The sequence below is a fragment of the Nannocystis sp. genome, assembly GCF_016714285.1.
Lineage (GTDB): Bacteria > Myxococcota_A > Polyangia > Nannocystales > Nannocystaceae > Nannocystis.
Window position 1 is genome coordinate 474,784 of the sequence record NZ_JADJNN010000001.1, and the last position, 19,629, is coordinate 494,412.

17 protein-coding genes are annotated in these 19,629 nt (G+C 71.0%); 13 read left to right on the forward strand and 4 right to left on the reverse strand.

Features of this window, described 5'->3' with window-relative positions; genetic code table 11:
- The first annotated feature begins 40 nt into the window (after nucleotides 1-40).
- From IPJ59_RS01995 to IPJ59_RS02005, 3 genes are all read left to right on the forward strand, one after another.
- Nucleotides 41-784 carry a hypothetical protein gene (locus IPJ59_RS01995; protein WP_293254157.1) on the forward strand — a complete coding sequence of 248 codons (744 nt, stop codon included), beginning with the start codon at nucleotides 41-43 and terminating at the stop codon, nucleotides 782-784.
- A 64-nt stretch (nucleotides 785-848) separates the two neighbouring features.
- Nucleotides 849-2,540, forward strand: a complete 1,692-nt coding sequence (locus IPJ59_RS02000; RefSeq protein ID WP_293269524.1) for a leucine-rich repeat domain-containing protein — start codon at nucleotides 849-851, stop codon at nucleotides 2,538-2,540.
- Between the two features lie 72 nt (nucleotides 2,541-2,612).
- The gene (locus IPJ59_RS02005) at nucleotides 2,613-3,545 is read left to right on the forward strand and encodes a tyrosine recombinase XerC (protein WP_293269525.1); all 933 of its coding nucleotides are present in this window, start codon (nucleotides 2,613-2,615) and stop codon (nucleotides 3,543-3,545) included.
- A 3-nt stretch (nucleotides 3,546-3,548) separates the two neighbouring features.
- Here IPJ59_RS02005 and IPJ59_RS02010 read toward each other — a convergent pair whose 3' ends face one another.
- Nucleotides 3,549-4,646: a M23 family metallopeptidase gene (locus IPJ59_RS02010; protein WP_293254166.1), complete on the reverse strand. Its 1,098-nt coding sequence runs from the start codon at nucleotides 4,644-4,646 to the stop codon at nucleotides 3,549-3,551.
- A gap of 102 nt (nucleotides 4,647-4,748) precedes the next feature.
- Here IPJ59_RS02010 and IPJ59_RS02015 point away from each other — a divergent pair, with 102 nt between their 5' ends.
- From IPJ59_RS02015 to dnaK, 3 genes are all read left to right on the forward strand, one after another.
- Complete coding sequence (locus IPJ59_RS02015) at nucleotides 4,749-5,486, forward strand: extensin family protein (protein WP_293269526.1); 738 nt, start codon at nucleotides 4,749-4,751, stop codon at nucleotides 5,484-5,486.
- 86 nt (nucleotides 5,487-5,572) lie between these two features.
- Nucleotides 5,573-6,295: a J domain-containing protein gene (locus tag IPJ59_RS02020; protein ID WP_293269527.1), complete on the forward strand. Its 723-nt coding sequence runs from the start codon at nucleotides 5,573-5,575 to the stop codon at nucleotides 6,293-6,295.
- A 165-nt stretch (nucleotides 6,296-6,460) separates the two neighbouring features.
- The gene (gene dnaK, locus IPJ59_RS02025; RefSeq protein WP_293254175.1) at nucleotides 6,461-8,299 is read left to right on the forward strand and encodes a molecular chaperone DnaK; all 1,839 of its coding nucleotides are present in this window, start codon (nucleotides 6,461-6,463) and stop codon (nucleotides 8,297-8,299) included.
- Between the two features lie 70 nt (nucleotides 8,300-8,369).
- Here dnaK and IPJ59_RS02030 read toward each other — a convergent pair whose 3' ends face one another.
- Nucleotides 8,370-9,509 (reverse strand): CaiB/BaiF CoA transferase family protein, encoded by a 1,140-nt coding sequence (locus IPJ59_RS02030; RefSeq protein ID WP_293269529.1) that lies wholly within the window; start codon nucleotides 9,507-9,509, stop codon nucleotides 8,370-8,372.
- Between the two features lie 76 nt (nucleotides 9,510-9,585).
- The gene (coaE, locus tag IPJ59_RS02035; protein WP_293254181.1) at nucleotides 9,586-10,233 is read right to left on the reverse strand and encodes a dephospho-CoA kinase; all 648 of its coding nucleotides are present in this window, start codon (nucleotides 10,231-10,233) and stop codon (nucleotides 9,586-9,588) included.
- A 71-nt stretch (nucleotides 10,234-10,304) separates the two neighbouring features.
- Here coaE and yihA point away from each other — a divergent pair, with 71 nt between their 5' ends.
- The 7 genes from yihA to IPJ59_RS02070 all read left to right on the forward strand — a co-directional run bounded on the left by yihA (nucleotide 10,305) and on the right by IPJ59_RS02070 (nucleotide 18,298).
- On the forward strand, nucleotides 10,305-11,021 hold the full coding sequence (gene yihA / locus IPJ59_RS02040; RefSeq protein WP_293254184.1) for a ribosome biogenesis GTP-binding protein YihA/YsxC: 717 nt from the start codon (nucleotides 10,305-10,307) through the stop codon (nucleotides 11,019-11,021).
- Between the two features lie 198 nt (nucleotides 11,022-11,219).
- Nucleotides 11,220-12,023, forward strand: coding sequence for a dihydroorotate dehydrogenase electron transfer subunit (locus IPJ59_RS02045; RefSeq protein WP_293254187.1), 804 nt, complete (start codon nucleotides 11,220-11,222; stop codon nucleotides 12,021-12,023).
- Nucleotides 12,020-13,000: a dihydroorotate dehydrogenase gene (locus tag IPJ59_RS02050; protein WP_293269530.1), complete on the forward strand. Its 981-nt coding sequence runs from the start codon at nucleotides 12,020-12,022 to the stop codon at nucleotides 12,998-13,000. The genes IPJ59_RS02045 and IPJ59_RS02050 overlap by 4 nt, the downstream gene beginning before the upstream one ends.
- Nucleotides 13,001-13,284: 284 nt before the next feature.
- Nucleotides 13,285-14,118: an archaetidylserine decarboxylase gene (gene asd, locus IPJ59_RS02055; protein WP_293269531.1), complete on the forward strand. Its 834-nt coding sequence runs from the start codon at nucleotides 13,285-13,287 to the stop codon at nucleotides 14,116-14,118.
- Nucleotides 14,115-15,884, forward strand: coding sequence for a class I SAM-dependent methyltransferase (locus IPJ59_RS02060; RefSeq protein WP_293269532.1), 1,770 nt, complete (start codon nucleotides 14,115-14,117; stop codon nucleotides 15,882-15,884). The genes asd and IPJ59_RS02060 overlap by 4 nt, the downstream gene beginning before the upstream one ends.
- Before the next feature lie 775 nt (nucleotides 15,885-16,659).
- Nucleotides 16,660-17,829, forward strand: coding sequence for a sigma-70 family RNA polymerase sigma factor (locus IPJ59_RS02065; protein ID WP_293269533.1), 1,170 nt, complete (start codon nucleotides 16,660-16,662; stop codon nucleotides 17,827-17,829).
- 49 nt (nucleotides 17,830-17,878) lie between these two features.
- On the forward strand, nucleotides 17,879-18,298 hold the full coding sequence (locus tag IPJ59_RS02070) for an IPT/TIG domain-containing protein (RefSeq protein ID WP_293254237.1): 420 nt from the start codon (nucleotides 17,879-17,881) through the stop codon (nucleotides 18,296-18,298).
- Between the two features lie 77 nt (nucleotides 18,299-18,375).
- Here the strand turns inward: IPJ59_RS02070 and IPJ59_RS02075 are convergent, their stop codons facing one another.
- Complete coding sequence (locus tag IPJ59_RS02075) at nucleotides 18,376-19,581, reverse strand: hypothetical protein (protein WP_293269534.1); 1,206 nt, start codon at nucleotides 19,579-19,581, stop codon at nucleotides 18,376-18,378.
- Nucleotides 19,582-19,629 lie beyond the last annotated feature (48 nt).

The window sequence follows — 19,629 nt, forward strand, 5'->3', positions numbered from 1 at the left end:
GCCCGCGTCGATCGATGTACCATCGCCGACGAGCCCGATCATGCCCGCACGAACCCCCGGTCCGATCGTCGCCCCCGAGCCGCTGCTCACCACCCTGGCGGAGTATCGCCAGCTCCACCTCGCGCTCGCCGACAGCGAGCCCGGCCACGCCTGGCTCAGCGCGCTCGAGCTGCCTTGCGAGCTGGAGATCGACGTCGTCGCCCGCCAGGAGGAGGCGCTCGGCGCCAGCTTCTCGGACCTGCTGCTCGCCGTGCTCGCGTGTCGCGTGCCGCACCTCGCGGACAGCTACGAGATGTCGATCGAGCTCGGGTCGCTGGCCGCCGAGGCCCGTTCGCTGCGCTGTCCGCCCGAGCTGCTGGCGGTCGCGCGCGACGGTGAGTGCTTCTATTGCGTGCCGCGCCGCGAGCACGCCTGGGCCACCACCGTGATCACCCCCTGGCACCCCGAGGACGGCGCCAGCGCTGCGCGTCCGCTGCAGCGCTGGCTCAAGGAGGGCCCGATCGATGACCTCTGGCAGCTGCTCGCCGAGCTGCGGGCCATCGATCCCGGGGCCGACGAGCCACTGCCTCCGCAGGCCCGCCCCGACGCCGCCGCCGGCGTCTGCCCGCGTCTGGTCCTCGCCCACGGCGCTGTCACGGCGGTCCGCCAGGTGGAGCACGCCAAGTTTGGCGTCGGCCGCGTGCTGCGGGCGATCGGCGACGGCGACGCGCGCAAGCTCGACATCGACTTCGGCGCCGCCGGGGTGCGCACGATCCTCGCCCGCTTCGTGCGTGAGCTGGCCTGACCTGGCTCTTGCGACAGCGCCCCCGGGCCGCGCGCGTGCGATCCGCTGTGATAAGGTCGCAGCAATGTCCCGTCGGTTCGCGCCTCGAAGTCAGCGCCTCGCCGTGATAGCGACCATGCTCGCGGCGTGCGGGGGAGGTGGCGCCGGGAACCCCACACCGCCGGTCTGCGAGGGCGAGATCGAGGTCCCCGACCCGCAGTTGCGCGCCCTCCTGCTGTCGATCCTCACCGACCCCGAGGCCAGCGAGGACACCGACACGGACACCGGCGGCGAGCCCACGCTCACTGCCGAGGCGCTCGCGGGCATCACCGGGTTGCAGGCCGCGGGCCGCGACATCGCCGACCTCCGCGGCCTCGAGTGCGCCCGCGGCCTCGTCACTCTCGGCCTGGCCAACAACAAGATCGAGAGCCTCGCGCCGCTCGCCAGCCTCGACGGTCTGCGGGAGATCGAGCTGTCCGAGAACCCGCTCGCCAACCTCGACGCGCTCGCCTCGCTCACCGCCCTGGAGAAGCTCGTGCTCGCCAGCACCGGCACCACGGAGCTCGGCTTCCTCGCCCCGCTCACCGGCCTGCGTCACCTCGATCTCACCAGCAACAAGGCGCACGACCTCGCTCCGCTGGCCGGCCTGACCGGCCTCGAGTCGCTCGTCCTCAGCAACAATGCGATCACCGACGCCAGCCCGCTCGCCGGCCTAAACAACCTCTTCGCGCTCGAGCTCGACGGCAACCAGCTGGGCGACGCGGCGCCGCTCGCCGGGCTCACCAGGCTCGAGTACCTCGACCTCGACGGCAACCAGCTGACCACCCTCGCGCCGCTCGCCGGGCTCAAGCGTCTGCGCGACCTCGAGGCCAGCGCGAACCTCCTCACCGACACCAGCGGCCTCGCCGGCAAGCCCGAGCTCGTGGAGCTCGCGCTCGAGGGCAATCAGCTCGCCGTCCTCGCCGACCTCGACGGCCTCGGCTCCGTCACCACCATCGACCTCGACGCCAACCAGCTCGCCAGCCTCGCCGGCCTGGACAAGCTTACCCGCCTGCGCACCCTCTCGGCCCATGGCAACCGCCTCACCGACATCACCGCGATCGCCGAGCTGGTCGACCTGCGCTACCTCGATCTGCGCGACAACCCGGGGCTGCTCTCGCTCGCCCCGATCGCGGGCCTCGATCTGCTCGACTACCTCGGCGCCGGCGGCCATCAGCTCGATCAGGACCTCACGCCGCTGACAGACCTGCCGCTGCTGCGAAGCCTCGACCTCAGCGACTCCGGCACCGCCGACTACGCCCCGCTCACCAGCCTGCCCGCGCTGCGCAGCCTCGTGCTGCACGGCGCCCGGATCGACGCGGCCGCCGTCGACGAGCTCGCCAAGCTGGTCGAACTCACCAGCCTCGACCTCTCCGCCACCGCCGTCGTCGACATCAGCCCGCTCGCGCCGCTCGCCGCGCTCACCGCGATCGACTGCAGCGACACCGGCGTGGTCGACCTGGCGCCGGCGCTCGGCTGGACCGTCGTCGAGAAGCTCAAGTTCGCCGGCACCAAGGTCGCCGACATCTCCGGCGTGGACGCGCTCCAGCGGCTCGCCGAGCTCGATCTGGCCAACAGCGCGGTCAAGGACCTCGGCCCGATCGCCGGCAACGAGTACTTCCGCCGCGGTGACCGACTCGACATCACGGGAACCCCGGTCGACGTCGGCGACTGCCCGGCGATCCTCGCCCTGCGCGAGCGCGAGGCCGTCGTCGTCACCGACCTCGAGTGCGAGTGAGTTTCTTGCCCCGCCGCGCGCGTGCTGGCCAGTTTCTTGCCCCGCCGCGTGCATGCTGGCTAGCTGGCGTCGATGCGCGCCGCCCTCGACCGCTACCTGGTCCACCTCGAGTCCGAGCGCCGCGTCTCGCCGCACACCCTGCGGGCCTACCGACGCGACCTCGAGGACTTCCTCGCCCGCGCCTGGGCCCGCCGCGCTCGCCCGCCGGTCGTCACCGACCTGAACCTCCGCGAGATCCGCAGCGAGCTCGCCGACCTCTACGGCGAGGTGCAGGCCAGCACGCTCGCGCGCAAGCTCTCGAGCCTGCGCAGCTTCGCCGAGTTCCTGCGCCGCGACGGCACGCTGCCCGACAACGAGGCCGCGCTGGTGCGGCGACCGAAGCAGCGCGTGCGCCTGCCGGTGGCGCTGCCGGTCGAGGACATCGCGCCGATGATCGACGGCCCTGGTCACGCTGCCGGCCCGCTCGGCCTGCGCGACGTGGCGATCCTCGAGGTCCTGTACGGCGCCGGCCTGCGCGTCAGCGAGTGCGCCGGCCTCGACCTCGAGCACCTCGCCTGGGCCGGCGACGACCTCAGCCTGCGCGTCGTCGTCGGCAAGGGCGGCAAGGATCGCGTCGTCCCGCTCGGCAGCGCCGGCGCAGCGGCGCTGCGCGCCTGGCTCGCGCAGCGCGACGACCTGTCCAAAGTGACAGGTCGCAAGGGACAGCCGGTCTTCCTCTCGCGCCGCGGCGCCCGCATCTCGGTGCGGACGATCCGCGAGCTGGTCTACCGCCGCTGCCTCGCCACCGGCGCTCGCGCCCGCGTCGGCCCGCACGGCCTGCGCCACAGCTTCGCCACCCACCTGCTCGAGTCGGGCTGCGACCTGCGCAGCATCCAGCGCATGCTCGGCCACGCCAGCCTGTCGACCACGCAGCGCTACACCCACCTCGACCTCGGCCACCTGACCGACATCTACGAGCGGGCCCACCCGCGCGCCCAGGTCAGCAAGCCGCCGCCCCGGCCCTGAGCCTCACATCGCCGCGTCGATCAGGACCCCGGCGCGGGCCTTCTTCTCGCTGCGATCGATCTGGCTGCGGCGCACCCGTTCGCCGCGCACCGGCATCCTGCGCGGGTACCAGGCCCCGTCGACGTAGACATCGACGAACGGCGCCTGCAGCCCGATGGAGTTCGCCTCGTCGCTGGAGAAGTGGAAGTGAATGTGCGGTCCGCTGCTGCGGCCAGAATTCCCGACTCGCCCGATCTGCTGCCCGAGCTCCACCTTGTCGCCGACCTTCACCGTCACCGAGCCCGGGATCATGTGCCACACCGCCGAGAGCTCGCCGAAGCCGTGGTTGATCACCACGCCGTTGCCCCCGGCCTTACCGGACTGCCCGGGGGCGTTCTCGGCGACGTCGTTGATCGCCCGGACCACCGTGCCCGGCGCCGTGGCCAGCACCGGTAGCCCGTAGCAATAGGCCCCCGCGTTGCCGCGACCGCGACGCGAACGGCCGCCCTTCTGGACCACGATGTCGTAGGCGTAGTACTGCCCGCGGCTGCCGTGATGGTAGTTGGTCGCGCGCCGCTTGCCCCCGTGCGACACGGTCCACTCGCCGGTGCTGACGAAGTGCGGCCGCGTCACCAGCGTGTAGCGCCGCGCCGGGACCTTCAGCGCCTTGACGTCGAGGTGCTCGCGGACCAGCAGGCGGTCGAGGCGATCGCCCGCGAGCGCGAACTGGTAGAGCACCAGGCGCTGGTGCAGCCGGCGATCGGGGCTGCCAGGCTTGCCGTGGGCGTGCACCACCAGCCCCGAGTACCAGCGCAGCGCGCCCTCCTGATGCGTGCGCTCCTCGAGGATCCCGATCGGCTCCCCGTAGCCCTCGCGCAGCCGCTGGCTGGTCGCCGACAGATCGGCCAGGCGCACCTGCCCCTGCAGCCCCGGGGTCATCCACGCGTGCAGCTCGTTGATCCGGTTGTTGATCAGCGCGTCGACCAGGCGGTCCGCCTCCGGAGCGACGGCCGAGCGAGCTAGCAGCGTCTTCTCGTCGCGCGGGTGCTCGAGCTCCTTCGGCCGACAGCCGACGAGGGTCACGAGCGCCAGCGCCAGGACGGGCAGGGGGGTGCTTCGCATGCGCCGGCCGCGATGATAATCCCAGCGGCAAGGCGAGAGAACTTGCCCCCGACCTGGTGCGTCATGCTGCCCGTGCTTCACCCAGACCTCGCGCCCGGACTCGTGAAAGCGCTCCTCGCTGGCATCCTCCAGCTGCTGGCCCAGGTTCCTACCGCCGAGCCCGCGCCCGCGCCCGCGGCAACTCCCGCGCCCGCGGCAACCCCCGCGCCCGAGCCCGCCGTCGACCCTGGCTTCGATGTCACCGGCATCTCCGAGTACAACCTCCCGCCCGCGCCGCTGTCTGGCTGCGAGGACGAGCTCACCGCCGCTGGCGCCACATTCAAGGCTGCGCCGCTCAAGATGCACTGGAACGGCTCGCACGAGTTCCTGTGCGGCGCCAAGCAGGTCGTCCTCTATCAGAAGAGCCCGACCAAGATCCGCTACAGCTCGAGCCCGCGGGTCACCTGTGGGGTCGCCCGGGCGCTGCTCCGCTTCGAGGCGATCGTGCAGGAGGAGGCCGAGCGCCTGTTCGCACGCAAGGTCGTCGGCATCACCCAGATGGGCACCTACAACTGCCGGCAGATCGCCGCCTACGCCGGCTGGGTCAGTCAACATAGCTTCGCCCACGCGATCGACATCAAGCGCTTCAAGCTCAAGGGCGGCCGCGAGATCTCGGTGCAGATGCACTACGGCCGCGGCGCCGAGGTGCCCGCCTCCAAGGAGGGCCAGTTCCTCCGCGCCGTCGCCCGGCGCGTCGTCGACGAGGGCGTGTTCACCGTCGTCCTGACCCCGAACTTCGACCGCGCCCACCACAACCACTTCCACCTCGATCTCGCCGCGTACACCGTCGACGGCACCTGATCGCAGCGACCTGCGAGTTGACTCACGATCTGGCCCCGCAGTCCTGCCCCGGGCGAACACGCGCATCGGTTACGCTCGCTTCCGCCATGCTCCGCGAGTATCCACCCGAGCGCACCAGCTGGCTGCCAGCCTCGCATCCCCGCAGCTCACCGCGAGCGCTGTGCCTGCTGCACCCGGACGTGAGCGCCCGCGCTGGCTGGCTCCACGAGGGGCTCCACGCGGCCGAGCTCGCCGCTGGCCTCGCCGAGCACACCAGCGAGCACCACAGCGACCGCACCGAGTTTGGGGTCGGCCGTCGCAGCTCACCGCCCACGTGCAATCTCCACCTCGCACGCGACACCGCTTCGCTGCTCGCCTGGCTCGAGCAGCGTCAGCTCGCCGGGGGCCTCAGCGGCGGTTTGAACGCTCGCCTCGAGTTCCGCCTCGCGGCCCTCGCCCTCACGGACTTCGCCCCGCGCCTCGACCCCACGCTGGAGATGCCGCTCGCCGAGCAGCAATGGTTGATCGATCTCTGGTCCTGCGGCGACCGCCTCACCCACTTTGAGCGCCTCGGCCTCGCGCCGACCCGCGACGCCGCGGCGATCCGGCGCGCATTCCTCGGCACCTGCCAGCGCCTCCACCCCGATCGTTACTACGGCAAGCACATCGGCCGCTTCGCCCGCGTCCTGGTCGACCTGTTCCATCGCACCCACGCGGCCCACGTGGCGATCGCCGACCCACGCAGCTGCGCCCGCTACCTCGCCCAGCTCGCGGCCGCCGGTCATACGATCCCCGCCGACGAAGAGCCCAGCACGCAGCCGCAGCGCTGAGCCGACCGCCCCGGACCGCCCCCGTTGCGCGCGCCGCGAGGTTCGCGGCCCCCACGTGTCTCTACACACCGCGAGCAGCGAACGCGATTCCCTCACGTCGCTCCGGGCCACCTTGCGTCGCAAACAGGCGGCAGACGTGGCGACGATGTATCGTAACCCACTGCCATGGAGTACGTCGTCGGCATCGACCTCGGCACCACGAACACCTGCGTGGCGATCGTCGAGCAGGGGGTCCCGAAGGTCATCCCCAACAAAGGTGGTTACCGCACCACGCCCTCGATGGTCGCCATCTCCGAGAGCGGCAAGCGCCTCGTCGGTCACCTCGCCAAGCGTCAGGTCGTCACCAACCCGATCCACACGGTCTACGCGGCCAAGCGCCTGATCGGCCGCAAGTGGAACAGCACCGCCGGGCGCACGGTCGCGCAGACCTGCCCGTACATCATCGTCGAGGGCCCGCACGGCGACATCCGCCTCAAGATCCGGGACCACATCTACAGCGTCCCCGAGACCTCCGCCTTCATCCTCGCCGAGATGAAGATGATCGCCGAGCAGTACCTCGGCGGCCCGGTCGAGAAGGCGGTCGTCACCGTCCCCGCCTACTTCAACGACAACCAGCGCCAGGCCACCAAGGACGCCGGCCGCATCGCCGGCCTCGAGGTCATCCGCATCATCAACGAGCCGACCGCCGCCGCCCTGGCGTACGGCTTCGGCAGGAACCTCGAGCGCAAGGTCGCCGTCTACGACCTCGGGGGCGGCACCTTCGACGTCTCGATCCTCGACATCGGCCACGGCGTCTTCGAGGTCATCTCGACCGCCGGCGACACCTTCCTCGGCGGCGAGAACTTCGACCTCCGGGTCATGCAGTACCTCATCGAGACCTTCGAGGAGGAGACCGGCGTGGCGATCCGCGAGGACCGCATGGCCATGCAGCGCCTCAAGGACGCCGCCGAGAAGGCCCGCTGCGAGCTCTCCAACGTCCGCGAGTCCGTCATCGACCTGCCGTTCTTACACACCACCCCCAGCGGCAAGGTGTTCCACATGCACGAGTCCCTCAGCGTGCAGCAGCTCGAGGGCCTCACCGAGGACCTCGTCGAGGACACGATCAAGATCTGCGCCCGCACCCTGCAGAGCGCCGGCCTCGACAAGAAGGATCTCGACGACGTCGTGCTCGTCGGCGGCATGACGCGCATGCCGCTGGTCCAGCGCAAGGTCGCCGAGTTCTTCGGCATCGAGCCCTGCAAGGGCGTCCACCCCGACGAGGTCGTCGCCCTCGGCGCCGCGATCCAGGCCGCCGCCCTGATCGACAACACCCCCGAGCTGCTCCTGCTCGACGTGACCCCGCACAGCCTCGGCATCATGATCGTGGGCGGCTACTTCCACCGCCTCATCGAGCAGAACACCACCATCCCCACCCGCGCCGGCCACGTCTTCACCACCGTACGCGACAACCAGACCTCGGTGAAGATCCTGGTCCTCCAGGGCGAGAGCGACAAGGCCGCCGAGAACGAGATGCTCGGCGAATTCATCCTCAGCGGCCTGCGTCGGGCCCCGCGCGGCCAGGTCGAGGTCGAGGTCACCTTCTCGATCTCCGTCGACGGCATCGTCAGCGTCAGCGCCAAGGACTTGGAGACCGGCCGCGAGCAGAGCATCACCGTCACCGCCACCAGCGGCCTCACCGAGGACGAGCTCAAGGACCTCGTCAAGCAGTCGCAGAGCTACATGATCGAGCTGCGCGCCTCCGAGGAGAGCGAGCGTCGGCGTCAGCAGGCCGAGAAGCTCATCGACACGATCCGCGGCCTGTTCCCCCAGGTCCAGGAGGCCATGAGCGGCACCCGCTTCGGCCGCGACGCGATCGCCAAGGCCGAGGCCGTGGTCGTCCGTGCCGAGCAGGACCTGTCCCGCAGCGACGGCAAGAACCTGCTCGACACCATCGAGAGCCTCGACCGCACCCTCGGCATGTTCAAGAACGTCATGCACAAGAAGTCCGAGGCGGCCCACCGCTGACGTCCGGGTGCTCGACGAACCTGCCCCGAAGGTCAGGTCTCACGGATGCTCGGCGAACCTGCCCCGAAGGTCAGGTCTCAATCAGGCGAGCGATCAGCTCCGCCGGCGCCCCGAACTCGGCGAGCACCGCCGCCGTATGCGCCCCCAGTGCCGGCGCCGGCGTCATGGGCGTGCGCCCGAGGCCCGGCAGCGAGGGCCCCGCGGCCGCGAGCGTGCTGCCGTCCGGCATCGGCGTCGCCTCGCGCAGCGGCGCCAGCGTCGGCTCGTTCGCCGCCTCCGCCAGCGTGTGCACCGGCCACACTGGCAGCGCGTGCCCGGCGACCTTCGCCAGCCAGTGCGCCCGCGGCTCGCTCGCCAGCCACGCCTGCATCGCCGCCACCGTCGCCGCGCCGTCCGGCGAGGGATCGAGCCCGCTGCCCGCCAGCTCGGGCCGACCGACCAGCGTGGCGAACGCGATCCAGAACTTCGGCTCGAGGCAGCCGACCGCCAGCTCGAGCCCGTCGCCGCAGCGATAGCAGCGGTACGCCGCGACCGCGCCGCCGAGCATGGTGCTGGCCATCCCGCCGCCGCCCGCGGCGACCTCGCTCGCCGCCCAGGTGACGAAGGGCAGGGGCCCCGCGAGCAGCGGCTGGCGCAGCTCGCAGCCCTCGCCGCTGCGGTGGCGCTGCAGCAGCGCCGCGAGGATCGCCGTGCTCGCCAGCAGCCCGCTCGTCACGTCCGCGATCTGCAGCGCCGGGATCCCCTGCGGTGTCACCTCGCGCAGGAAGCCCGTGAGGCCCGTGAAGTTGAGGTCATGCCCGACCTCCGCGTTGCCGAGGAAGCCCGGCAAGGAGCACACCACCAGGCGCGGGTTGTCGGCCCGCAGCGCCGCCGTGGCCAGCCCATAGCGCTCCATCGTGCCCGGCCGAAAGCTCTCGATCAGCACGTCCGCGCGGCCCGCGAGCAGGCGCAGCGCCGCCGCCCCATCCGGGTCGCGCAGGTCGAGCCCCACCGACTCGGTCCCGCGGTAGTATACGCAGAAGCCGACCCCGATCCCGCCGACCAGCGGCGGCGCCAGGCGCATCAGATCGCCGCTGCGTGGGTCCTCGATCTTGATCACCCGCGCCCCGAGGTCGACCAGCGAGCGCGCCAGCACGGCGCCGGGCAGCATGCGCGAGACATCGAGGACGGTCACGCCGGCGAGCGGCAGGGCAGGGGCAGGGCTCGTCACCGGCGCAGCCTACACGACTCACGCCTTCGCGCGGACCATCGGCCGGGACTTCATCGCGCTGCGTGGTTACCGACGCTCAGGCCTTGCCGCGGACCTTCGGCGGTGGTGGTGGCGGCGGCGGTCCGGGCTTGCGCGGCATCAACTTGCCGATCAGGGCGTCGACCTGCCCGCGCAGGTGCTCGAGGTCGCCGTCGTTCTCCACCACGTACTGCGACCGGGCCCGCCGCGACGCGTCGTCCATCTGCGCCGCCATGCGGGCGCGGACCTCGTCCGGCGTCAGCTTGTCGCGCGCCATCACCCGGGCGATGCGCTGATCCTCCGGCGCGCTGACCAGGATCACCGCCTTCATCTGCTTGTCGAGGTTGTTCTCAAACAGCAGCGGCACCTCGTACACCACCATCGTGTGTCCGGTCGCCTCGAGCGCCGCGAGCACGTCCTGGAAGGTGTCGCGGATCCGCGGATGCAAGATCCCCTCGAGGCGCACGCGCTGCGTCGGATCCTTGAACACCACGGCCCCGAGCTTGCGCCGGTCGAGCTCGCCGTTCGCGGCCAGCACGCCGTCGCCGAACGCCGCCACCACGGCGCCCAGCCCCTCACTGCCCGGCGTGACTACCACGCGCGACAGCTCATCGGCCGAGACCACTGGCACGCCGAAGTCCTCGAAGAACGCGGCCACCGCGGACTTGCCGCTGCCGATCCCGCCGGTAAGGCCGTAGATGTCCATGCCCCGCGAGCCTAGGAAAACCCGCGCGTCCTGTACAGCGCCCCCGCACCCGATCGGTTAGGCTGCCGCCCGTGAGCACCGCCCAGACCAAGCCCGCCGCGACCAAGGCCGCGGGTCCAGCTGCGCAAACGGGCTGGCGGCTGATCCAGGCCAGCTTCGAGAAGAGCGCCCCCAAGCTGCGCGACGCTCCGCCCGGCGACCTCCCCGAGATCGCCGTCACCGGCCGCTCCAACGTCGGCAAGTCGAGCCTGCTCAACGCCTTCGCCAACCAGCGCGGGCTCGCCCGGGTCAGCCGCACCCCCGGCCGCACCCAGCTGCTCAACTTCTTTCGCATGCAGCTGCGCCACCCCAGCCACGGCAGCTTCGAGTTTCGCTGGGTCGACCTCCCGGGCTACGGCTACTCCGCCACGCCGCAGGCCGTGCGCGCCTCCTTCGGCCCGATGATCGAGGGCTACCTGCAGGGCCGCACCACCCTGCGTGGCCTCGTCGTCCTCATCGATTGCCGCCGCGAGGTCAGCGACCACGACCACGCCCTCCTCGAGTTCATGCAGGCCCGCAACCTCCCGGTGTTGGTCTGCGCCACCAAGGCCGACAAGCTCAGCAAGCACGAGCGCGGCCTGATCAGCGCCAGCATCGCCCGCACCCTGGAGATCCGCCCGCGTCAGGTTCTCCTCACCAGCGCGGACACTGGCCTCGGCCTCGGCGACGTCGGCCGCGAGGGTGGCCTGGCCCGCGAGCTCGCCGATCTCCTGAAACAAACCGCCGACGAAGCCACCCCCGCGACCTGACCCGCCTCCGCCATCGACGTGCCCGTGGGACATCGCGGCCACCGTGGAGCAGCGGATCGACCGCGGCGCGGAGCAGCGAATCTGCGGCGAGCGTGAGCCAGCCCGACACGCAGCCCGGGCCGCCCCGCGGAAGGTCACGCCCGCGGTCGCCCGCGAGGCCTTTACGCGCCGACCCACCGCGGCCTAACTCTCCACCCGATGTCCGCGGCTCAGTTTGAAGCGCGTGTCACCGCCAACACGCGGCTCGGCGGCGGCTACTTCACGCTCGAGCTCGAGGCCGACGCGCCGACCCCCGTCGCCGGCGCGCGTCCTGGCCAGTTCGTGATGCTGCGCGGCGCCTGGGGCCGCGAGCTGCTCAACCCACGCGCCTTCTCCGTGTTGCACGCCGAGGGCTCCCGCCTGGCGATCCTCGCCAAGCCTTACGGCGTCGGTACGCGCCGCATGTGGGCCCTGCGCCCCGGCGATCCGATGACCGTCACCGGCCCGCTCGGCCGCGGCTTCCCCGACCCCGATCCCGACGTCCGCGACCTCCTGGTCGCTGGCGGCGTCGGTCTCCCACCGCTGCACCTCCAGGCCCGCGTCGCGGCGGCCGCCGGCCTCGCCGATCGCCAGGAGCTCTACTACGGCGGCCGCGACCACCACGACCTCGTCCTCCTCCACGACTTCGCCGCCTGGGGCGTCGCGGCCCACCTCGCCACCGAGGACGGCAGCCTCGGCGTCCGCGGTCGCGTCACCGCGGCCCTCGCTCCGCGCCTCGCCCAGGCCCGCGCGAACCACGAGCGCGTGCGCATCCTGAGCTGCGGCCCCACGCCCATGCTCGCCGCCGTGCGCACCCTCGGCCTCGCCCACGGCATCGAGACTCTGCTCTGCCTCGAGGAGAACATGGCCTGCGGCTTCGGCGTGTGCCTCGGCTGCGCCGTCCCGGTCCACGGCGAAAAACCCTACCGCTACTGTTGCACCGACGGCCCTGTGTTCGACGCCCGCGAGGTGCGCTGGCCATGACTCACCGCAGCCCGTCCGCCCGTGATCCCGCGAGCGTCGAGCTCGCCTGCGAGTTCGGCCCCCTGCGCCTCCAGAGCCCCATCCTGGCGGCCTCCGGCTGCTTCGCCTACGGCCAGCAATTCGCCGCCTTCACCGACCTGCGGGCGCTCGGCGGCATCTCGACCAAGGGCATCTCGCCGCTGCCGCGCCACGGCAACCCGCTCCCGCGCATCTGCGAGACCGCCGGCGGCATGCTCAACTCGATCGGCCTGGAGAACGTCGGCGTCGAGGCCTTCCTCCGCGACAAGCTGCCCTTCCTCCGCGAGCTCGGCGTGTCGGTGTGGGTCAACTTCTTCGGCACCGACTTCCCGACCTACATCGACTGCGCCCGCAGCCTCGGCAACGTCCCCGGCATCGACGTCCTCGAGCTCAACATCTCGTGCCCCAACATCAAGCACGGCGGCATCGAGTTCGGCACCGTCCCGGAGGTCGCGCATCGCCTGACCCGCGCCTGCGTCGAGGTCAGCGCAGCCCCGATCGTCGTCAAGCTCACCCCCAACGCCGCCGACAACGTCGCCATGGCCGACGCCGTCCGCCAGGCCGGGGCCATGGGCGTCTCGCTCATCAACACGATCACCGGCATGGCGATCGACGTGCGCCGGCGCAGGCCCCGGATCGCCACCGCCTACGGCGGCCTTTCCGGCCCCGCGATCAAGCCGATCGCCCTGCGCATGGTCCACCAGGTCGCGACTCGCTTCCCGGATCTGCCGATCTGCGGCATGGGTGGGATCCTGAGCGGCGAGGACGCGCTCGAGTTCCTGATGGCCGGGGCGCGCTGCGTCCAGGTCGGCACCGCCAACTTCGCCGAGCCCGGGGCGTGCCCGCGGATCACCCGCGAGCTGCGCGCTCTCATGGCCGAGCTGGACATCGCCCGCACCGCGGATGCCGTCGGCGGCCTGCACCCCTGGCCCCCGGAGGCCGAGATGCACGATCGCTGACCCACGCGGCCAGCCGCGTATGGGACGCGGCGGCCGAGACCGTGGGTGGCCGTGTTGCCGGAGATCCGTGAGCTCGACCCGAGCGGCGACATCGCGGCTCACACGGCCAGGCCCGGCGAACACCGCGGATCGCGCGATGCGCAGCCGCGCGCCTCCAGCGGTGTGCCGCACACACCCACCAGCGCCCTCCGGAGGCGCTTGCGGGCCGCAAAGCCCGTACGTTACGCTGCTCTGCGCTGATGCCAGATCGCGCAATTCCCTGGAGAGCCCGTCTCGCGGCCGCTGTGATCGCATCCTCGCCCGACTGGGGGGCCAGCGCCGCCAGCAAGGCGCTCGGGGCGGCCGCGCGAGCCCGGCTACCGCGGCGCCTGAGTCAAGCCGTCGTCTCTGCCTATGTCCGTTACTTCGACGTCGACCTCCACGATGTCGACGACGCGCGCCTGGGCGACGGCTTTGCCAGCTTCAACGCCTTCTTCACCCGTCGCCTGCGGGACGGCGCCCGCCCGGTCGCCGAGGGCGAGCACACGGTCGTCGCCCCGAGCGACGGCCTGCTCCGCAGCAGCGACCGCATCGAGCGCGGCAGCACCATCGCCGCCAAGGGTCACGCCTACAGCATCGGCGAGCTGCTGGCCGACGAGCGCGAGGCCGAGGCCTACGTCGGCGGCCTCGCCACCACCATCTATCTTCATCCCCGCGACTATCACCGCGTCCACTGCCCCTGCGACGCCGAGGTCCGCGGGGTCACGGCCGTGCCCGGCCGCCTGCTCCCCGTCACGGCCGCCGCCATGGAACGCGAGCCCCGCCTCTTCGCCCGCAACGAGCGCCTGATCCACCACCTCGATACGCCGCTGGGCGCCATGGCGGTGGTCATGGTCGCCGCCTTCGGCGTCGGCCACATGAGCTGCGCCTACCGCCAGGTCGCCGTCCATCCGCGGCAGATCCAGCGCAGCGCATGCGACCCGCCGGTGCGCCTGCGAAAGGGCGACGAGCTCGGGGTCTTCCACCTCGGCAGCACGGTCGTGCTGCTCACCCAACCCGGCGTCCAGCCGACCGAGCTCGAGCTGCCGACCAGCGTTCGCATGGGTCAGGCCCTGTTCGAGGGGAGCGCCTCCACATGACCTGGCACGTGTCCCCCGAGGAGTGGCTGCTCGACTTCACCAGCGTGCCTCGAGGTCGGGCTCGCGGCGACGACTCGCTCGACGCGATCGACGACCGCCTGCGCAGCATGTTGACCGTGCTGCCGGCCGCGATCGTCCTGCCCTCGATCACCGGCCGCGCGCGCCCAGCCGCCGCGCCTCCGCGGCCCGAGCGCGAACCATCGCGACCTGTCCCGGAGGCCAGGTCCACGGCTGGCTCCGGTCCACGCGACGCAGCCCCCGAGGCCGCGCGGGAGCGCAGCGTCCTCGAGGTGGAGATCGTCTCGTTGCTGCAGACCCCGATCGACGAGGAGCCGCCCGTCACGCCGACCCCACCCGTGGTCGCCGATGCGATGGTGATCCCCTCGCTCACGCGCCCGAATTTCGACATCGACGAGGACGACGCGGCCGAGGCGCTCGATCGCATCAGCCCCGAGCGCAGCAGCCCGCAGCTCGGCATTCCCGAGGACGATGCCGACGACATGATGTCGGCGATGGCGGCCGGCTCGCAGGTCCTCAACCCGCAGCCGCCGGCCGAGGACGAACCCGAGGACGAGCTCGACGCCGACGCCCTCGAGTACGCCGAGAACAGCGGCCTCATCGTCATGCCCACGGTCCCGGCGGACGATCCGGAAGACCTGCGCGAGCCGCCACCGGTCGAGAAGCTCGCCATCCTTGAGCCCGAGAAGCCCATCGACAGGGCGCCGCCGGCGGTCGCGGAGAAGGCTCCACCACCGCCGCCACCCGTCGCGGAGAAGGTCGCGCCGCCGCCACCGCCCCCACTTCCGCCGCCACCGCCGTTCGGGGAGAGGGGCCCCGACAAGCCCACGCCGCCGCCGCCGCCCGAGAAGGCCGGTCCGCCTCGTCCCCCCGAGAAGCCCAACGTTCCACCGCCGCCGACCAAGCCCCCCCCGCCTGTCAGCAAGGTGCCGCCGCTCGCCGCGGCGGTGGCTGCTGCGGCTGCTGCGGCCCCAGCGACCGCCGGCGGACGGAAGCACGGCTGGCACGACGATGCCTTCGGCGATCACTTCGCCAGCATCCAGCCGATCGACGCCGATCAGAGCGCCGAGCTCGACGCGGTGTTCATCCGCAAGTCGGCCGAGCTCGGTGCCGGTCAGACCGTCCTCGACGTCGCCTGCGGCGATGGTCGCCACTGCTTCGCCCTCGCCAACCTCGGCCTCATGGTCACCGGCCTGGACAGCTCGCTCTCACAGCTGGTCCGCGCCTCGCAGCGCAACGAGGCCACCGAGGCCGGCGTGACCCTCCTGCACGGGGACATGCGGGCCCTCCCCCGCGACCGCAGCTATGACGTGGTCACCTGCCTCGGCTCGAGCTTCGGCTACTTCGAGGGCGACGCGCAGAACCGACAGGTCCTGCAGGAGATGGTCGAGGTGCTGCGTCCGGGCGGCAAGCTCGTGCTGCACGTGTTCAACCGCGACTACCTCGTCGCCGTCATGCCCTGTCGCTCGTGGTGGCAAGGCCGCGGCTGCCTGGTCCTCGATGTCGCCGACATGAACTACTTCACCAATCGCATGCGGATCCACCGCACGGTGGTGTTCGAGGACGGGCGGCAGTTCGAGCACCACATGTACTTCCGCGCCTACTCGCTGCACGAGCTGGGCAAGCTGTTGACCAGCTTCGGCATGCGTGTGTTGGAGGTCTCCGGCAGTCGCGACACACGCGGTCGCTTCTACGGCGCGACGTCGGCGGAGATCTGGATCGTCGCCCAGCGCCGCGAGGACATCTGACCCGGACGACCGCGACACCCGTGTCCGGGTGATCGCGTCATGTCGGCCCGTGTGGGCCGCATTCTGGCGGCCAGGCAGGGGTCCGGGAATCGGGCCAGCGCCAGCGCAGTAGAACCGCCGATGCGGTCTGCCTGTACCACCTGCGCGGAGAATTGTCACAGGATGACCTTGTCATCGTGATCGTCCACGTGGCGCGTGACGTACCGTGGCTTGGGTCCAAGTGTCCCGGAGCGAAACAAGCATGCACCGTCAAGTGTTTTTCCTGCGGCCCGCGAACCTGGCCCGCTTCATGCCCGTCAGGTTCGACTCATCCCTCGTATTCCCGCGGCAGCGCACTGCGCGCGATCCATGAAACTTTCCGTGAAAGCTCGCGTTGACGCGAAATGCGGCCAAGAACGGTGTCCAACTTGCACTCCTCGCAGGCGTGATCCCGGTCCGAGGCCAGCACCGCTACCCCCATGCTACCCATGGACATGCTGCAAACGGGGCTTATCTTCGCCGGCCATTGGGCCCTGAATCTCCCAAAACTTAACTTTCCTGGCTTCTATTCTTCCTGCTCCACCCACCGAAACGAACGAGGTCTGTCATGGCACGCCGCAAAGTAACCCGTGGATCTCCCCCCAGGCTTGCTCGCTCCCGTCCCCGCACCCGTCCAGCGACGGCGGCCACGGCGCGTCCGGCAGCCCCGGCGACCCGGGTCGAACGGCCCGCCAAAGCCGAACCCCGCGACGAGTCCGAGTCAACGCGCAGCGACGAGGCGCCGAACTTCCTCGGCGTGTACTTCCGTGAAATGTCCGGCCTCGGCGTGATGAGCCCCGAGGAGGAGCTCCGCGTGGCCACGGCGATCGCCACGCTGCGGCGCACTTACTGGGCCGCGCTGTTCTCCTACCCGCCCTTCAGCGATCCGATCGCCCAGGTCATCGAGTCCAAGCTCGATGGCGAGGACGTGCCGCGGACTGAGCTCGAGTCGCTGCGCGGCGCCTCGCGCAACTTCCGCGAGCGGGAGACCCGCGTGAACAAGCAGGCCTACGAGCAAGCCTGCGCCGTGTTGGTCGAGCGCATGGCCGAGGTCGACGTCGACGCGATCGTCTCCGACGTGCTGCTCGGCGACCTCGAGCAGCTCGACCAGGGCAAGCGCGAGGCCCTGAGCCTCGCCGTGAACGTGCCGCGCCAGGGCAGCCGCCCCTTCGAGGCCTACCTTCAGCGTGTCCGCGTCGCCGCGGGCCACCTGCGCGACGCCAAGAACGCGTTCGTGAAGGCCAACCTCCGCCTCGTCGTGTCGATCGCCCGCCGCTTCAACCACGGCCGCATGCCGCTGCAGGACCTCATCCAGGAGGGCAACATCGGCCTGCTCAAGGCGGTCGACCGCTTCGATCACCGCAAGGGCTTCCGCTTCTCCACCTACGGCAGCTGGTGGATCCGCCACGCGATCAGCCGGGCCATCGCCGACAAGGGCCGGGCGGTGCGCCTGCCGGTCCACATGATCGACGCCTACCACAAGCTATCCAAGGCCAAGCGCGAGCTGGAGATGCTGCACGGGCGCGAGGCCACCACGGACGAGCTGGCGGTCGCCACCGGCATCGCCTCCGCGAAGATCGAGCGCATGGGCGGGCTCTTGCTCGACCAGGCGATCAGCCTCGACCGCCCGGTCTCGGACGACGACGGCCGTCGCGTCGTCGACTTCCTCGAGGACACCAACGGCGTGGTCCCCGGCGAGAACCTCGAGGCCGAGGCGATCAGCGAGCAGGTGCGGCAGGTGATCACGCTGCTGCGTCCGATCGAGGCCGACATCTTGCGCAAGCGCTTCGGCCTCGACGACGACAGCGAGCTCACCCTCAAGGAGATCGGCGAGCAGTACTCCCTGTCCCGCGAGCGCATCCGGCAGCTCCAGGAGCAGGCGCTCGGCAAGATCCGCCGCGAGCTCAAGCGCCGCGAGGTCGTGTAGAGCGATTCGGGGTTGGAAGCCCGGCGCTCATGGCCCTACACTGCGGGCCATGGGCGCCTTCCGCGTTTCTGCGTTGCGACGGGTGCTGAGTCTGGCGCTCGGCCTGGCCGGCGGATCGGGCTGCTCGCCCGAGGCGCCGCGCCTGGACGCGATCCGTCCGCTCTCGGGCGACGCTGCCGGTGGCACAACCGTGCGCCTCGAGGGCGCGGGCTTCGTCGATCACGGTCCGCTCGTCGTGTACTTCGGCCTGCGATCGGCGCGCGCGGTGGTGATCGTCGACGATCGCTTGATCACCGTGGTCACGCCCGAGGCCGAGGCGCTCGGGCCCAGCGACGTCAAGGTGGTGTTCGCTGACGGCACCGAGCTCGGGCTGCCGCGAGGTTATGACTACACATCGGCGGACGGCACGCTCAAGCCGATCCCGTTCATGCCCGGGCGACCTCCGCCGGACGAGGCGGCGGAGGGGTAGGGCGTCACATCGGCGGCGGCACGAAGCCGTCGCAGGATGCGCGCCGACATCGTGTCGAAGCTGATTCCCGCCGGGCGTCACATGGGCGGCGGCACGAAGCCGTCGCACGTCGTGTCGATGATCGCCACGGCCTCCTGGAAGAACTCCTTGTAGCTGTCGGCGCACACGCTGCCAGCCACGCCGCGCTCGCCGAAGCTGTTGACGAACTGGCGCAGTCGCGGGCTGGGCTCCGCCCCGCTCGAATTGTCCGGGTCGAAGGGTGGGCAGATCCCGTTGGGATCGTCGCCGTCGCCGAACAGGCCCAGCACGACGAGCGCCGTCTCGTCGCCCTTCTTGGCGGCGATGAGCGAGGCCTTCCAGCCGTCGACGGTGCCGAGCGATCCGTCGCCCGGGTTGTCGTCCTCGTCGGTGATGAAGGTGACGACCAGGATCGCGTCGCTGCGCAGGAAGCCGAGGTTGCAGTCGGTCGCCTTGCCCTTCGGGGCGACCGCGGCGACCATCGCCTCCATAGGCTTCTCCGGGTCGTCGGTGGAACCGGTGCCGACCTTGGCGGCGCAGGCGAAGGTCGCACCGAGGTCCGGCTCGCTCACGTCCATGTAGCGGGCCTGGCTCGTGAAGTTGCAGTCCTTGTTGCTCGCCTCGGTGCCCTTCGGGTGGATCACGCCAGCGCCGATCACGTCCTCGCAGAGCTCTGGCTTGGTCACGCCGCACTCGTACTGGCCGAGCGCCATCGGGCAGGTGTTGAAGAACAGCGGGCAGATGAGCTCGCAGCCGCCGAACACGTAGGCGTCGGTGTCGACCACCATGATGTGATAGTCCTGCGCCTCCTTGAGCTGGTCCTGGATGGTCTGGATGAAGCTCGGGAAGCTGTTGATGAGGTTCTGCTGCTCGTCGGACATCGAGCCGGAGTTGTCGATGACGAACAGGAAGTCGACCTTGCGGCAGCCCTCCACGGGCGGGCCGGTGGTCGTGTCGCCGTCGACGCCGACGTCGAGCTTGGGCCCGCCGTCGGTGGTCAGCGAGCCGGTGTCGCTGCCGGTGGCGCTGTCGCTGCCCCCGGGACCCGAGCTCGACGCCGTCGCCGAGTCGCCGCTGGTCGGCGCCTCTGTGGTGGGCGTGTTGGTCGCGCCGGTGACCCCGGTGATCGCGGTGGCGGACTCGGAAGCCGACGCACTGCCTCCGCCGTTGTCGCCGCAGGCGGTCAGCAGCGGGCACGCAGCGGTCGTTGCGAGGAGGAGGGCGAGGGAGAGGTCAATGCGTCGAAGATCTGCCACGGCCATCATGACCGCACCCTATCACCGTCGCGAGGAGTCGAGGTCCCGGGCCCTTCC

Excerpts from the sequence above, each read along its gene's own strand:
- IPJ59_RS02060 (WP_293269532.1), top strand. The coding sequence starts at position 14,115 with ATGACCTGGCACGTGTCCCCCGAGGAGTGGCTGCTCGACTTCACCAGC.
- IPJ59_RS01995 (WP_293254157.1), top strand. The coding sequence starts at position 41 with ATGCCCGCACGAACCCCCGGTCCGATCGTCGCCCCCGAGCCGCTGCTC.
- IPJ59_RS02005 (WP_293269525.1), top strand. The coding sequence starts at position 2,613 with ATGCGCGCCGCCCTCGACCGCTACCTGGTCCACCTCGAGTCCGAGCGC.
- IPJ59_RS02050 (WP_293269530.1), top strand. The coding sequence starts at position 12,020 with ATGACTCACCGCAGCCCGTCCGCCCGTGATCCCGCGAGCGTCGAGCTC.
- IPJ59_RS02000 (WP_293269524.1), top strand. The coding sequence starts at position 849 with ATGTCCCGTCGGTTCGCGCCTCGAAGTCAGCGCCTCGCCGTGATAGCG.
- IPJ59_RS02020 (WP_293269527.1), top strand. The coding sequence starts at position 5,573 with ATGCTCCGCGAGTATCCACCCGAGCGCACCAGCTGGCTGCCAGCCTCG.
- IPJ59_RS02010 (WP_293254166.1), bottom strand. The coding sequence starts at position 4,646 with ATGCGAAGCACCCCCCTGCCCGTCCTGGCGCTGGCGCTCGTGACCCTC.
- IPJ59_RS02045 (WP_293254187.1), top strand. The coding sequence starts at position 11,220 with ATGTCCGCGGCTCAGTTTGAAGCGCGTGTCACCGCCAACACGCGGCTC.
- coaE (WP_293254181.1), bottom strand. The coding sequence starts at position 10,233 with ATGGACATCTACGGCCTTACCGGCGGGATCGGCAGCGGCAAGTCCGCG.
- dnaK (WP_293254175.1), top strand. The coding sequence starts at position 6,461 with ATGGAGTACGTCGTCGGCATCGACCTCGGCACCACGAACACCTGCGTG.
- IPJ59_RS02075 (WP_293269534.1), bottom strand. The coding sequence starts at position 19,581 with ATGATGGCCGTGGCAGATCTTCGACGCATTGACCTCTCCCTCGCCCTC.
- IPJ59_RS02070 (WP_293254237.1), top strand. The coding sequence starts at position 17,879 with ATGGGCGCCTTCCGCGTTTCTGCGTTGCGACGGGTGCTGAGTCTGGCG.